Raw genomic sequence first — 15,484 nt, forward strand, 5'->3', positions numbered from 1 at the left:
CTACCTCCTCATCTCTTACGGAACTGGATCATAACCGCCTTTTGCAAAAGGATTACACCGAAGGATTCTTTTGCAAGCTAAAAATGTACCCTTCACCACGCCGTACTTTTTCAGTGCTTCAATGGCGTATTGAGAACACGTAGGCGTGTAAATGCAGTGAGTTCTTATTTTCAGAGGAGACAAAAACTTCTGGTATCCCCTGATCATCAAAATCATGAAATTTTTTACCATAAGATCACTTCGATTCTTCTTTTAAAATGTTATGAAGTCCGCACAAGTGCATATATGCACTCTCAATTTTTTCGTAATTTTCTTCTTTGGCCGCCGGTCTCACAACGACCACGATGTCTAAACCTGTCTCTACCTGATTCACATGAAGCCTGAAGCTCTCTCTGATTAATCTGGTTATGTGATGCCTTACCACGCTGTTTCCCACTTTTTTGCTGACGGATATTCCGATTCTGGTTTCGGGCCTGTCCGTCTTCTTTATATACATGACAAGCAGCCTGTTGGCAAGAGATTTTCCGTTTTCATAAACCGCCTGAAAATCTCTGTTTTTCTTAATTGAATTAAAATGTTTCATGAAACTCTTTCCTTTATTTGGGAAAAGAAAAGGCCACAATTACTTGCGGCCTGGTCCATTAAGCTGATAATTTTGCTCTTCCTTTTGCTCTTCTGGCAGCTAAAACTTTTCTTCCGCCTGGAGTGCTCATTCTGGCTCTAAAACCATGAACTTTAGCTCTCTGTCTCTTTTTTGGCTGAAACGTCATCTTCATAATCTACGGACACCTCCTCTTGTTACAATCGCTTTATCATAGGCAATATGATGAAACACATTGAGACTATTTTAGTTAAACATCGTTTCAATTATATAGAACAAAGGTTGGTTCGTCAAGGGAAAAATTATTTTTCTCATGATTTCATGACCTTAAAAAGTGCCTGTGTAATGGCAACCGTGAGAATTGCGGAAACAATCGCCTCAGGAACTCCCTGGACAAAGATAATTCCTATAATTACTCCGTAAACGCCGTCTGTCAGTCCCTTTGCAGCCATCCCGTACTCTTTCCCAAAAAATAAGTAAATCAGATTCATTACCAATAACGTATTGGTTAATGCTCCTGCTGCTCCCGCCGCTGCCAGGGCAGCCTTACTCCTGCCTTTCCAGATTTTTAAAACTCCCCGGAATACGTAATAAGCCACAATTCCGATTAAAATCCGGGGAACCATACAGATCACAAGGCTCCCAAAGTTTCCTCCGTATTCTCCTACCTTTATAAAAGGAGAGAACACAAAAGACGTAGGATTGGGCATATAAGTGTTTTTCCATAAGCTGGCCAAACCGAATATCCCTCCTAAAAATCCGCCATATTTTGGTCCAAGAACAATGGCTCCAATTATGACCGGAATGTGGATGATGGTGGCGTTCATAAATCCCAGAGGAATCAGTCCAAAGGGAGTTAACGCCAAAATGACGATAATGGCAGCGAACACTGCTGTCAATACCATGCTGCGGGTTTTGTTTAAAATATTCATATTTACCTCCTGTGCTACTGTTCTTTAATAAGATACAATGCAGTTCGTTACACCTGCATTATACATGAAAAAAGGAACCCAGGTCAAGAAAGTTCAACATACCGTCGAGGTTTGTTGATTTACATAAAGTTATCAACAAAATGGGGATAACTTGTGGAAAACTCTCTGGATATTATCTTGATAACCCATTATTTGTTCACAAGCATGTCCTCCATCCCCAGATAAATCCAATATTTCCAGAATGTGAATAAAGTAACTTTTATATTTTCCCATTTTTGTGGAAAAATATCTCTCCGGATGGTTATCAACAAGCCGCTCACATAGAATAAACAGGGTTTTCACACACTTATCCACAATTTTTTACTAATCTCATTGAAAATTATCTTAAAATAGTATAGAATGAACTGTAGATTGGGCTAATGCGCACATTTGCATTTTTATGATGTAGGAGACTTACAATGTTAGAAAAGTTAAAAGAAAAATGGGACGAAATCTTATTGAATTTAAAAGAAGAACACGATATCACTGACGTGTCTTTCAAAACCTGGCTTCTCCCCTTAAAAGTTCATGCCGTAAGCGGCGAAAAAGTGATCGTCACAGTTCCTGATGTGGAATTTTTAGGATACATCCGTAAAAAATACGGATTTCTTCTGAAGATCACCATTGAAGAAGTGACCGGTTTTGAATGCACCATTGATTTTGTGGTGGAAAGTCAGATTCAGGAAGAGAAATCCCCGGCTCCTGCAGGCAACACTCTCATTACAAACACGGCAGGCTCTGTCAGCCAGTCAGCCATCCAGACAGCCAACTTAAATGCAAAGTATATCTTTGATACCTTTGTCGTTGGTGCCAATAACAACCTGGCCCATGCAGCCTCCCTGGCTGTGGCGGAATCTCCCGGTGAAATCTACAACCCTCTTTTCATTTACGGAGGCGTTGGACTGGGAAAGACCCACTTAATGCATTCCATCGGTCATTTCATATTAAAAAACAATCCGTCAGCAAAGGTCCTCTACGTGACCAGTGAAAAGTTCACCAACGAGCTGATCGACGCCATCCGAAACAAAAACAACTTTTCCCCCACAGAATTCCGGGAAAAATACCGCAATAACGATGTCCTTCTCATCGATGATATTCAGTTCATCATAGGAAAAGAAAGTACTCAGGAAGAATTCTTCCACACCTTCAACGCCCTTTATGAAGCTAAGAAGCAGATCATCATCTCCTCCGATAAGCCTCCAAAAGAAATCGAAACCCTGGAGGAACGCCTCCGTTCCCGGTTCGAATGGGGCTTAACCGTGGACATCCAGTCTCCTGATTACGAGACCAGGATGGCCATCCTGCGCAAAAAAGAAGAGATGGAAGGCTATAACATTGACAACGAAGTGATCAAATACATAGCCACCAACATCAAATCCAACATCCGGGAGCTGGAAGGAGCCCTGACAAAAATCGTCGCTCTCTCCCGCCTTGATAATAAGGAAATCACCGTAGAGCTGGCGGAAGAAGCCTTAAAGGACATCATTTCCCCCAATGACAAACGGGAAATCACGCCTGAACTGGTCATCCAGGTGGTTGCCGATCACTACGGCATCACCCCCCTTGATATCTGTTCCCAGAAGCGGAACAAGGAAATCGTCTATCCCCGCCAGATCGTCATGTATCTCTGCCGGGAGATGGTGGGAACCCCCTTGCAGATGATAGGAAAATTCTTAGGAGGAAGGGATCACACCACCATCATCCACGGGATAGAAAAGATCACGGCAGACATCAATAAAAACGAATCCTTAAACAATACCATAGAGATATTAAAAAAGAAGATTAATCCACAGTAACCTGTGTATGAGGTGTTAATTTCCTGTGGATAAAAAGGGGTTCAGAATGGGTTCTCATCTGCTTGTGGATAACCTTCCAGTTTTACTTGACTTTTGTGGACGTTATTCACAGCCTTATATACAGAGAAAAACCAGCCCTTACAACGGTTATCAGGGCTTTTACACAAACCCACAGCCCCTACTACTAATACGACGGAATTTAACTATATCATCCATTCATTTATTGCCATTTTCAAAGCAAAGGAGTTATCAACAATCATGAAACTGACATTCCAGCAAGATGCCCTTTTAAACGGCATTAATATTGTATTAAAGGCGGTTTCCAGTAAGACCACCATGACCATCCTCGAATGCATCTTTATCGATGCCAGCGGCTCTGAAATCAAACTGACTGCCAATGACATGGAACTCGGTATTGAAACAAAGGTGGAAGGAACCATCCTGGAGAGGGGAAAGATCGCCCTTGAAGCCAAGCTTTTTTCTGAGATCGTCAGAAAGCTCTCCTCAGAAGGAAATTCCCTCATCACCATTACAAGCGATGAAAAGTTCACCACCACCATTTCCTGTGAAAAGTCCGTATTTGACATTCAGGGACGGGATGGCGAAGAATTTGCCTATCTCCCATACATTGAGCGGGACAACTATATCTGTCTGTCTCAGTTTTCCTTAAAAGAAGTCATCCGCCAGACCATCTTTTCCATTGCGCCCAACGACAGCAATAAGATGATGACAGGAGAGCTTTTTCAGGTGACAGGAAACCAGTTAAAGGTGGTTTCCCTGGATGGCCACCGCATTTCCATCCGGAATATTGAATTAAAAGACACGTATCATGATATAAAAGTCATTGTTCCTGGCAAGACTCTAAACGAAATCAGTAAAATTCTGGATGGAGATAATGAAAAAGAAGTTCTCATCTTCTTCAGTCCCAACCATATTTTATTTGAGTTTGAGGATACCATCGTGGTATCACGCCTGATAGAAGGAGATTACTTCCGCATTGACCAGATGCTCTCCAGCGATTATGAAACAAAGCTGATGGTAAACAGGAAAGAGCTTTTAAGCTGTTTGGACCGGGCCACCATCCTTGTTCGGGAAAATGACAAAAAGCCTCTCATCATCAATGTGGAGGATCAGGAGATGCAGCTTAAGATCAACTCCAGCTTCGGCTCCATGAATGCGGAGATGTCCATCCACAAAACAGGAAAGGACATCATGATCGGCTTTAATCCCAAGTTCCTCATCGATGCATTAAGGATTATCGATGACGAAGAAGTGGCTCTTTACATGCTCAATGCAAAAACCCCCTGCTTTATCCGGGATGAGGATGGAAAATACATTTACCTGATTCTTCCTGTTAATTTTAATGCGGCATCCGTTTAAAGGTGCAGAGAAGAGGATCAATGGAAATCATAAAATTGAGAGATGAATACATCAAACTGGGCCAGGCTTTAAAAGCCTCCGGCCTGGTTGGCTCCGGCGTTGATGCCAAGAATGTAATAGCGGATGGCCTTGTCCTGGTCAACGGCCAGATAGAATACCAGAGGGGAAAGAAATTAAGAGACGGGGATACGGTTACCTTTGAAGGGAATACCATTAAAATCCAGGCTTGACCTGACGGGTATACGTAAATTCCCTGGAAACATGGGCAGGAGAGAAAAAGTACCTTGCAGGCATACCATTATGCCCTGAAAAGATGGGCGGATTAAGAGGGAATAAAACTCCATGATGATTGAATCTATAGAGCTGAAAAATTACCGCAACTACGACGAATTACATATGGATTTCAGTCAGGGAACTAACATACTCTATGGGGACAATGCCCAGGGTAAAACCAATGTCCTGGAGGCAATTTATGTCTGCGCTACCACCAAATCCCACAGGGGGAGCAAGGATAAGGAGATCATACAGTTTGACCGGGATGAATCCCATATCAAGCTGAACATCAGAAAAAGAGACGTTCCGTACCGGATTGACATGCATTTGAAAAAGAATAAGGCAAAAGGCGTGGCGGTCAACGGGGTTCCCATCAAAAAGGCCAGTGAACTCTTTGGAATCGTCAATGTGGTGTTTTTTTCTCCGGAGGACTTAAATCTCATAAAAAACGGCCCTGCCGAAAGGCGCAGGTTCGTTGATCTGGAATTATGCCAGTTAAACAGGCTTTACGTTCATTCATTAGTCCAGTACAACCGGATCATCACCCAGCGAAATAAGCTGTTAAAGGATTTGGCATTTCGCCCGGAATATGAAGAGACTCTGGATGTATGGGATATGCAGTTAGTTCAGTATGGCAAAGAAGTCATAGGCTGCCGGAGAGAATTTGTGGATCAGCTTAAGGAAACCACTCAAGCCATCCACTGGAAGATTTCCGGGGAAAAGGAAAAACTCACCATTTTTTATGAGCCTGATGTGGAGGCAGAAGACTTTGAGGAAGCATTGAAACGGAGCAGACAGCAGGATTTGAGGCAGAAAACCACCCTCACAGGCCCCCACAGAGATGACTTAAGCTTTATGGTCAATGGCATTGATATCCGGCGGTTCGGTTCCCAGGGACAGCAGAGGACAGCAGCTTTATCCTTAAAGCTTGCGGAAATAGAACTGGTGAAAAAGAAAGTGAATGATTATCCCATCCTCTTGTTAGATGATGTGCTGTCAGAGCTTGACAGCAGCAGACAAAACCAGTTACTGGCAGGGATTGATCATGTGCAGACCATCATTACCTGTACGGGGCTTGAAGATTTTGTCAGCAACCGTTTTCCCATTGATAAGATATTCCGGGTGATGAGCGGTACGGTAAACAGTGAAAATTAACGATTCAGGAAGGAAGCGTATAAATATGAGTCAAGAATATGGAGCAGATCAGATCCAGATATTAGAGGGGCTTGAAGCAGTAAGAAAGAGGCCTGGTATGTATATCGGCAGTACCTCCAGCAGAGGACTTCACCATCTGGTCTATGAAATCGTGGACAATGCAGTGGATGAGGCCTTAGCAGGCTACTGTGGATGCGTGGAGGTCACCATCCATCCCGACAACTCCATAACCGTTTCAGATGACGGACGTGGAATCCCCGTAGGAATCCAGAAAAAAGCCGGAATTCCGGCTGTAGAGGTAGCCTTTACCATCCTCCATGCAGGAGGAAAGTTCGGCGGCGGCGGATATAAGGTTTCCGGCGGCCTTCACGGCGTGGGAGCTTCTGTTGTAAACGCCCTGTCACACTGGCTGGAAGTGGAAATCCGTCAGGATGGAAGCGTTTACAAGCAGCGCTATGAAAGGGGAAAAACCATATATCCATTAAAAGTCATCGGTGAGTGCGGCCCTGATGAACATGGAACCACGGTTACATTTCTTCCTGACAAAGATATTTTTGAAGAAACCGTCTTTGATTACAACATTTTAAAGGTCCGCCTCAGGGAAACAGCCTTTCTGACCAAGAATTTAAAAATCATCCTCAAGGATGAGAGAGAAGAAAAGCACAATCACGTATTCCACTACGAAGGCGGAATCAAAGAGTTCGTCAACTATTTGAATAAGGGAAAAACCTCTCTTTATGACCAGGTATTTTACTGCGAAGGCACAAAGGATGGGGTTTTTGTTGAGATTGCCATGCAGCACAATGATTCCTATACGGAAAACATTTACAGCTTTGTCAACAACATCAACACTCCTGAAGGCGGAACCCATTTAGCGGGCTTTAAAAACGCCCTTACCACCACCTTAAATGACTATGCCAGAAAAAATAAGCTGTTAAAGGAAAGTGAAGCCAACTTATCCGGTGAGGATATCAGAGAGGGCCTGACTGCCATTATCAGTATCAAGATCGAAGAGCCTCAGTTTGAGGGTCAGACCAAGCAGAAGCTGGGAAACAGCGAGGCCAGAGGAGCGGTGGATAACTTATTGAGAGAGCAGTTCACCTATTACTTAGAGCAGAATCCCGGTATAGCAAAGACCATCTGCGACAAGTCCATCCTGGCACAGAGAGCCAGAGATGCGGCCAGAAAGGCCAGGGATTTAACGAGAAGAAAGACCGCTTTAGAAAACATGACCCTTCCCGGAAAGCTGGCAGACTGTTCTGACAGAAATCCCGAAAACTGTGAAATTTACATCGTAGAGGGAGACAGTGCGGGAGGCTCTGCAAAGACAGCCCGTTCCAGAAACACCCAGGCCATCCTTCCTCTCCGCGGAAAGATATTAAACGTGGAAAAGGCAAGGCTTGATAAGATTTACGCCAATGCAGAAATCCGTGCCATGATCACAGCCTTTGGAACAGGAATTCATGAGGACTTTGAGATCAGCAAGCTGCGTTACCATAAAATCATCATCATGACCGATGCCGACGTGGATGGAGCCCACATCAGCACCCTGCTTCTCACCTTCCTTTACCGCTTTATGCCGGAACTCATCCGCCAGGGTTATGTATATCTGGCCCAGCCGCCTTTATACAAGGTGGAAAAGAGCAAACGGGTATGGTATGCCTACAGCGATGATGAGTTAAATTCCATCTTAAAAGAGATCGGCCGGGATAATAACAATAAGATTCAGCGTTATAAAGGTCTGGGAGAGATGGATGCAGAGCAGCTTTGGGAGACCACCATGGACCCGGAAAGAAGAGTCCTTTTACGTGTCAGCATCAATGACGACACCTCCTCAGAGGCTGAAGTAGACTTAACCTTCACCACCCTTATGGGCGATCAGGTAGAGCCAAGACGTGAATTTATCGAAGCAAATGCCAAATATGTGCAGAATCTCGATGTTTAATAAAAATAGGTTTTGAAGTACAAATTCAATTTTTGCACGGAATGAGATGCGTGAATTGAAACAATTGGAGGAAATAGAATGGAACCAAATATCTTTGATAAAGTTCATGACGTGGACCTAAAAAAGACCATGGAAAAATCATACATTGATTACGCCATGAGCGTCATTGTTTCCAGAGCCCTGCCTGATGTACGGGATGGTTTAAAGCCCGTACAGCGCAGAGTTTTGTATTCCATGATCGAGCTGAATAACGGTCCTGATAAACCCCACCGTAAATGCGCCCGTATCGTCGGTGATACCATGGGTAAGTACCATCCCCACGGCGACAGCTCCATTTATGGAGCATTGGTCAATATGGCCCAGGAATGGTCCACCAGATACCCTCTGGTGGATGGTCATGGAAACTTCGGTTCCGTGGATGGAGACGGCGCCGCAGCCATGAGGTATACGGAAGCCCGTCTGAGCAAAATATCCATGGAAATGCTGGCAGACATCAATAAAAATACCGTTGATTTCAGCCCCAACTTCGACGAAACCGAAAGGGAGCCTGACGTGCTTCCTTCCCGTTATCCAAACCTTCTGATAAACGGTACATCCGGTATAGCCGTAGGTATGGCCACCAATATTCCTCCCCATAACTTAAGGGAGGTCATCAGTGCGGTCATTAAAATCATTGACAACCAGGTGGAAGAAAATAAAGAAACCACCATGGAAGAAATTCTGGAAGTCATCAAAGGACCGGATTTCCCGACAGGAGCAACCATCCTGGGAAAACGGGGAATTGAAGAGGCATACCGCACCGGCAGAGGCAAAATAAGGGTCCGCGCTGTCAGCGATATAGAAACCATGCCAAACGGAAAAAGCCGGATCATCGTGACCGAGCTTCCCTACATGGTCAATAAAGCCCGTCTGATCGAAAAGATCGCAGAACTGGTAAAAGATAAAAAAGTGGACGGAATTACGGATTTAAGAGATGAATCTGACCGTACCGGCATGAGAATCTGCATTGAGCTGCGCCGTGATGTCAATGCCAATGTGCTGTTAAACCAGCTTCTTAAACACACCCAGCTTCAGGATACCTTCGGTGTCATCATGCTGGCCCTGGTTAAGAATGCTTCCGGCGTTCTGGAGCCAAAGGTCTTAAACATCCTTCAGATGTTAAACTACTATCTGGAGCACCAGAAAGAAGTTGTAACGAGAAGGACCCAGTATGACTTAAATAAAGCGGAGGAAAGGGCCCACATCTTAAAGGGCTTACTCATCGCCTTAGATAACATCGATGAAGTAATAAAAATCATCCGTGCGGCTGAAAACGTTCAGGCGGCAAAAGCAGAGCTTATGACCCGCTTTGAACTGAGCGATCCCCAGTCTCAGGCCATCGTGGATATGCGTCTGAGGGCTCTGACAGGTTTAGAGCGGGAAAAACTTGAAAATGAATACAAAGAGCTGGAAGAAAGAATTGCAGAATTAAAAGCCATTCTTGCAGATGAGAAAAAGCTTCTGGCAGTGATCAAAGAAGAGATTTCCATCATCCAGGCAAAGTACGGCGATGACAGAAGAACCTCCATCGGATTTGATGAGTTCGACATGTCCATGGAAGATTTGATTCCCGATGAGAACACCATCGTAGCCATGACAAAGCTGGGATACATCAAGAGGATGTCCGTCGACAACTTCAAAAACCAGAACAGGGGAGGAAAGGGTATTAAGGGAATGCAGACCATTGATCAGGACTACATTGAAGACCTGATGATGACCACTACCCACCACTACCTGATGTTCTTTACCAATACAGGCCGGGTTTACCGGTTAAAGACTTACATGATTCCGGAAGGAAGCCGGACAGCAAGGGGTACTGCCATTGTAAACCTCCTTCAGATGCTTCCGGGAGAGAATATCACCGCCATCATCCCCATGAAAGAATACGACGATGACAAGTACTTATTCATGGCGACCAGAAACGGTATGGTGAAGAAAACTCCTATGAAGGATTACGCCAATGTCCGCAAAAACGGCCTTCAGGCCATTGTTTTAAGGGACAATGACGAGCTGATCGAAGTAAAAGCCACGGACGATACGAGGGATATATTCCTGGTGACCAAAAAAGGCCAGTGTATCCGTTTCCATGAGAAAGACGTCCGCGTGACAGGCCGTGTATCCATCGGCGTTATCGGCATGAAGCTCAATGAAGACGATCAGGTCGTGGGAATGCAGATGGATTCCCAGGGACCAAAGCTTTTGATCGTATCAGAAAACGGCATGGGAAAACGGACTCCGATTGAAGAATTCACTCCTCAAAACAGAGGCGGAAAGGGAGTTCTCTGCTACAGGATCACGGAAAAGACGGGAGATATTGTAGGAGCCAAGCTGGTTCGGGATGATCACGACCTTCTTCTCATCACAACAGGAGGAATTGTCATCCGCATTTCCGTCAACGACATTTCCGTCATCGGAAGAAATACTTCCGGTGTCAAACTGATGAACATTGACCAGGATTCCGATATCACCGTAGCCAGCATTGCAAAGGTGCGGGATGACGGCAGCAAATCCGAAGGCGAAGGGCTGGAAGAACTGGTGCTGGAAGAGGAAGAATAATCCTTAATGAAAATCAGTATTGTAATCTTGCAATTTTTATATTATAATAATAGCCATCAATAAAAAGCAGTGAAGGACTTTGAACGCAGCCATGTAAATTTTACTGCAGTCAAAGTCTTTCCTTTATTGAAATTAAGCAGGAAAGTTCTGCGAGGACAATGAGTCCGAAAAAAAAGGAGGAATACCAGCTTGGACAGTGACCCAGGCGCGGCGCAGATAGTCGCACAGATTTTATTATTAATTGGTCTGACCTTGATGAATGCATTTTTTGCAGGGTCGGAAATGGCCGTTGTATCGGTCAACAAAAACAGAATTCGGATGTTAGCTGACGGAGGAAATAAAAAGGCAGCTTTGATTCAGAAGCTTTCAGAGGATTCCACAGGCTTTCTTTCCACCATTCAGGTGGCAATCACATTTGCCGGCTTCTTTTCCAGTGCATCGGCGGCCACCGGAATTTCACAGGTTTTAGGAGGAAAGATGGAGTCTCTTGGCATCCCCTACAGCGGAAGCCTCGCCATGGTTGTAGTGACCTTTATTCTGTCATACTTTAATCTCGTTTTCGGAGAACTGGTTCCCAAACGAATCGCCTTGCAAAAGGCAGAACGGTTCAGCTTATTCGCTGTGGGCCCTATTTACTTCATTTCCAGAATCATGGCCCCGTTCATCAAATTTCTTTCCTTTTCAACCAACGGAGTGTTAAAGCTTCTCGGTATGAAGACAGCCAATTTAGAAGAGGAAGTCTCTGAGGAAGAAATCCGTTCCATGCTCCAGACAGGGCGTGAAAGCGGTGTGTTCAACCAGATCGAAGAAGATATGATTACGTCAATTTTCCTTTTTGACGATAAGAGGGCCAGAGAAATCATGACGCCCAGACAGGATATGGTGGCAGTTGACATCAACAAGCCGGTGGATTTGGTTCTCAATGAAATCCTGGACAGCCGTCATTCCAGAATTCCTGTTTATGAAGACGAGATTGATAATATAATCGGTATTTTATTCATGAAGGACTTTATCATAGAAATGAATAAAAAAGATCAGTCGGAAATAGACATTCAGGCCATTATGCAGAAGCCTTACTTCATACCGGAAAATAAAAAGACAGACGATTTGTTTCTGGATATGCAGAAGAATAAGACCAAGATGGCCATCCTGGTGGATGAATACGGCGGAGTCTCCGGTCTGATCACCATGGAAGATTTAATCGAAGAAATCGTAGGAGACATCCACGACGAATACGATGATGAAGAACCTGATTTAGTTGAAATAGAGCCTTATGTATACAAAGCAGCAGGAAGCGTCTCCCTGTATGACCTCGACGAGGTCCTTCACGACGAGATCGAAAGCTCCTGCGATACCTTATCCGGTTACTTAATAGAACTTTTAGGCTTCATCCCAAAAGATTCTCAGATGCCTTTAGAGCTTGAGGATGAGAAAAACCATTATACGATTTTGGAAATGGAAGATAAGGTAATAAAAGAAGCGATTGTAAAGATAAAAGAAAAAGCGGTTTAATATTATTTATAAAATCAAAAGGTCTGGTTTCCTGAGGGAATCAGACCTTTTTTCCATATATGTCCCTTGACAATCCCTCCGAAAGTTTGGTAAGATACAAACTGAAACTATAATAATTACAGATAAACGGGGTTATTTGATTTTTGTAAGAATGGGGGATTCCTATGACAAGTGAATTTGCAGTAGCTGTTCATGGACTGGTTTATTTGAATAAAAAGAAAACTACAATTTCCAGCGAAGAACTGGCTTCCAGTGTATGCACCAATCCTGCCCGCATCAGAAAGGTCATGGCAAAATTAAAAAAGGCCGGGATCATTGCTACCAAGGAAGGCTTGGAAGGCGGATACCATTTTATCAAAGCTCCTGATCAGGTGAATTTGAAACAGATTTGTGATGCTCTTGAAGTCACATTCGTCTCATCCTCCTGGAAATCAGGAGATGAAAATATACCCTGTATGATTTCCTCCGGAATGTCAGGTGTCATGGACGACATTTACGGAGAACTGAATGAGCTTTGCAGAAACAGGATGGAAAAAATAACCATACAGGATATACAGGAAAAGCTGATAAAAAGCCAATCCGGTTCTTAAATAATGGCAGGGAGTGAAGGTTCACATCACTCCCTGCCATATTTGTGCTTGATTTCAGTAAATCAATGATTTATGATAAAAAAAGACAGAATTCGCGGCGACCGTCTGGAGGAAAAAATATGATAAGAACCATTGGAACGGAAGAAATAATAAAAAATATCAAGGAAATGTGCATAGAAGCGAACCATGTGCTGTCAAAGGACATGGAAGAAGTGTTTCTAAAATCAGTGGAACAGGAAAAATCAGATTTAGGCAGGCAAATCCTCTTCCAGTTAAAAGAAAATTTAGAGATCGCCGGTGAAGATATGATCCCCATCTGCCAGGACACGGGAATGGCAGTAATTTTTATGAAAATTGGACAGGATGTACATATAGAAGGCCAAAATCTCAACGATGCCATCAATCAGGGTGTGAGAGAAGGATATATCGAAGGCTATTTACGGAAATCAGTGGTAGAGCCGGTGGAGCGGATCAACACAAGAGACAACACTCCCGCAGTCATTCATTATGAGATAGTGGATGGCGACCAGATCGATATTACCGTAGCTCCCAAAGGCTTTGGAAGTGAAAACATGAGCCGTGTATTCATGTTAAAACCTGCAGACGGTATGGAAGGAATCAAAGATGCCATCTTAACTGCCGTAAAAGAAGCCGGTCCCAACGCCTGTCCGCCCATGGTCGTAGGAGTGGGAATCGGCGGAACCTTTGAAAAGTGCACACAAATGGCAAAACACGCCTTGACCAGAGATGTAAATGAAAAACCGTCTATTCCATATGTAAGAGAACTGGAATCAGAAATGCTTGAAAAAATCAACAAGCTTGGAATCGGCCCCGGAGGACTGGGCGGAACCATCACCGCTATGGCCGTAAATATAGAAACCTATCCGACTCATATAGCCGGTCTTCCTGTAGCAGTAAATATCTGCTGTCATGTAAACAGACATGCACACAGGATCATATAATAGTTGAAGCAAGAAAGGTCGAATACAATGGATAATCACATCAAAGCGCCCATCAGCAGAGAAGATGCAAAAAGCCTTCATGCAGGAGACTACGTCTATCTCACAGGAGTCATTTACACGGCCAGGGATGCAGCTCATAAAAGGATGAAAGAGACTTTGGACAGAGGAGAAGAACTTCCCTTTGATATAAAAGGAAATATGATCTATTACATGGGACCCTCTCCGGCCAGGGAAGGGCGCCCCATCGGTTCCGCAGGCCCCACCACATCCAGCCGCATGGATAAGTACACCCCTCTTCTTTTAGATATGGGAATGGGCGGAATGATCGGAAAAGGAAAAAGAAGCAAAGAAGTCATAGAAGCCATTGTCAGAAACGAATCCGTTTACTTTGCAGCAGTAGGAGGGGCAGGAGCCCTTCTTTCAAAATGCATAAAAAGTTCAGAAGTCATCGCTTACGAGGATTTGGAAACAGAGGCCATCCGGCGTCTGGAAGTAGAAAACTTTCCTGTAGTTGTTGTCATAGACAGCGAAGGTAATAATCTATATGAAACAGCAATCCAACATTACAGAGAGGACTGAAATAAAACATGAACCGTATTTTTTATATGGTAGCCAGGAATATTCTTCGTGTTCCTGTATGGCTTTTTCGCATTTGGAAGATGGGGCTTCCGGAAGATACCCACACCCTTGATCAGCGTTACGGTTATATCAGAAATGTGGTGAAGTCGGTAAATAAGACAGGACGTGTTAAAGTAGAAGTTCACGGCATTGAAAATCTGCCTTCCGAAAATGGGTTTATCCTCTTTCCCAACCATCAGGGACTTTTCGATGTGCTGGCTCTTATGGATGCCTGCCCCAATCCTCTCAGCGTGGTGGTAAAAAAAGAAGCAGCCAAGTGGATTTTAGTAAAACAGGTGATCAAAGCCTTAGACGGCTTTTCCATAGACCGCCAGGATGTGAGAGCCTCCATGGATATTATTTATAAAATGACGGACAACGTAAAAGCCGGAAAGAATTATGTGATATTCCCGGAGGGAACCCGCAGCAAGGAGGGAAACAAATTGCTTTCTTTTAAAGGAGGAACCTTCAAAAGTGCAGTAAACGCCAAATGTCCCATTGTGCCCGTTGCCCTCATTGACTGTTTCCGCCCCTTTGATGAGAACTCTTCCAGGAAAATGGAAGTGCAGGTTTCTTTTTTAAAACCCCTCTATTTAGAAGATTATCAGAGTTTAAAAACCATTCAAATCGCAGAAATTGTAAAAGATAAGATACAAGAAGAAATAAATCAAAAAATAGGTTGACAAGTCGAAATATATTATGTATAATTGTCAATGCGTCTGGAGAAGATTTCATTCGAAAGACCGCTCATATGGAAATTATGAACTACGGAGAAATACTCAAGAGGCCGAAGAGGCGCCCCTGCTAAGGGTGTAGGTCGGGTAACCGGCGCGAGGGTTCAAATCCCTCTTTCTCCGCTCATTTCCAAAGAAATGATTTTTGCTTTTGACAGTAAAAAAAGTAGTTGACACATCTGGAAAGATGTGCTAACATATACAAGCTGTCGAAAAACAGCAAAAAAGAAAAATAAAAAAAGTGTTGACAAGTCAGAAGCGTTATGATAGACTTAGCAAGTTGCTTTTGAAGCGACAACACAAACCGCACTTTGAAAACAGAAGATTGAACAGTATGTAAAACCCTGAAAAT

Annotated in this window: 15 protein-coding genes and 1 tRNA gene; 12 read left to right on the forward strand and 4 right to left on the reverse strand. The window is 43.8% G+C overall.

The window, feature by feature from the left end; all coding sequences use genetic code 11:
• Nucleotides 1-15 precede the first annotated feature (15 nt).
• From yidD to QM657_RS13480, 4 genes are all read right to left on the reverse strand, one after another.
• The gene (gene yidD, locus QM657_RS13465; RefSeq protein ID WP_415067213.1) at nt 16-231 is read right to left on the reverse strand and encodes a membrane protein insertion efficiency factor YidD; all 216 of its coding nucleotides are present in this window, start codon (nt 229-231) and stop codon (nt 16-18) included.
• Nucleotides 232-235: 4 nt separating this feature from the next.
• Entirely contained in the window at nt 236-583 is a 348-nt protein-coding gene (rnpA, locus tag QM657_RS13470; protein ID WP_415067214.1) for a ribonuclease P protein component, read from the reverse strand.
• A 58-nt stretch (nt 584-641) separates the two neighbouring features.
• A complete protein-coding gene (rpmH, locus tag QM657_RS13475; RefSeq protein WP_415067215.1) occupies nt 642-776 on the reverse strand; it encodes a 50S ribosomal protein L34 in 135 nt (44 codons plus the stop codon).
• Nucleotides 777-912: 136 nt separating this feature from the next.
• Entirely contained in the window at nt 913-1,533 is a 621-nt protein-coding gene (locus QM657_RS13480; RefSeq protein ID WP_415067216.1) for an ECF transporter S component, read from the reverse strand.
• Between the two features lie 458 nt (nt 1,534-1,991).
• Between QM657_RS13480 and dnaA the strand changes: the two genes are divergently transcribed.
• The 12 genes from dnaA to QM657_RS13540 all read left to right on the forward strand — a co-directional run bounded on the left by dnaA (nt 1,992) and on the right by QM657_RS13540 (nt 15,255).
• A complete protein-coding gene (gene dnaA / locus QM657_RS13485; RefSeq protein ID WP_415067217.1) occupies nt 1,992-3,368 on the forward strand; it encodes a chromosomal replication initiator protein DnaA in 1,377 nt (458 codons plus the stop codon).
• 258 nt (nt 3,369-3,626) lie between these two features.
• On the forward strand, nt 3,627-4,748 hold the full coding sequence (dnaN, locus tag QM657_RS13490) for a DNA polymerase III subunit beta (protein WP_415067218.1): 1,122 nt from the start codon (nt 3,627-3,629) through the stop codon (nt 4,746-4,748).
• 20 nt (nt 4,749-4,768) lie between these two features.
• Nucleotides 4,769-4,978 (forward strand): RNA-binding S4 domain-containing protein, encoded by a 210-nt coding sequence (locus QM657_RS13495; protein ID WP_415067219.1) that lies wholly within the window; start codon nt 4,769-4,771, stop codon nt 4,976-4,978.
• Between the two features lie 112 nt (nt 4,979-5,090).
• A complete protein-coding gene (recF, locus tag QM657_RS13500; protein WP_415067220.1) occupies nt 5,091-6,176 on the forward strand; it encodes a DNA replication/repair protein RecF in 1,086 nt (361 codons plus the stop codon).
• A 25-nt stretch (nt 6,177-6,201) separates the two neighbouring features.
• A complete protein-coding gene (gyrB, locus tag QM657_RS13505; protein WP_415067221.1) occupies nt 6,202-8,121 on the forward strand; it encodes a DNA topoisomerase (ATP-hydrolyzing) subunit B in 1,920 nt (639 codons plus the stop codon).
• A 78-nt stretch (nt 8,122-8,199) separates the two neighbouring features.
• Nucleotides 8,200-10,716, forward strand: coding sequence for a DNA gyrase subunit A (gyrA, locus tag QM657_RS13510; protein ID WP_415067222.1), 2,517 nt, complete (start codon nt 8,200-8,202; stop codon nt 10,714-10,716).
• 189 nt (nt 10,717-10,905) lie between these two features.
• Nucleotides 10,906-12,228, forward strand: a complete 1,323-nt coding sequence (locus QM657_RS13515) for a hemolysin family protein (RefSeq protein ID WP_415067223.1) — start codon at nt 10,906-10,908, stop codon at nt 12,226-12,228.
• A gap of 164 nt (nt 12,229-12,392) precedes the next feature.
• Nucleotides 12,393-12,818 carry an RrF2 family transcriptional regulator gene (locus tag QM657_RS13520; protein ID WP_415067224.1) on the forward strand — a complete coding sequence of 142 codons (426 nt, stop codon included), beginning with the start codon at nt 12,393-12,395 and terminating at the stop codon, nt 12,816-12,818.
• A gap of 119 nt (nt 12,819-12,937) precedes the next feature.
• On the forward strand, nt 12,938-13,780 hold the full coding sequence (locus tag QM657_RS13525; protein ID WP_415067225.1) for a fumarate hydratase: 843 nt from the start codon (nt 12,938-12,940) through the stop codon (nt 13,778-13,780).
• Nucleotides 13,781-13,807: 27 nt separating this feature from the next.
• Nucleotides 13,808-14,359 (forward strand): Fe-S-containing hydro-lyase, encoded by a 552-nt coding sequence (locus QM657_RS13530; RefSeq protein ID WP_415067226.1) that lies wholly within the window; start codon nt 13,808-13,810, stop codon nt 14,357-14,359.
• Nucleotides 14,360-14,367: 8 nt separating this feature from the next.
• Nucleotides 14,368-15,081 (forward strand): lysophospholipid acyltransferase family protein, encoded by a 714-nt coding sequence (locus QM657_RS13535; RefSeq protein WP_415067227.1) that lies wholly within the window; start codon nt 14,368-14,370, stop codon nt 15,079-15,081.
• Nucleotides 15,082-15,167: 86 nt separating this feature from the next.
• Nucleotides 15,168-15,255, forward strand: a tRNA-Ser gene (locus tag QM657_RS13540).
• Nucleotides 15,256-15,484: the final 229 nt, after the last annotated feature.

Source organism: Lacrimispora sp., from assembly GCF_047605665.1.
GTDB lineage: Bacteria > Bacillota > Clostridia > Lachnospirales > Lachnospiraceae > Lacrimispora.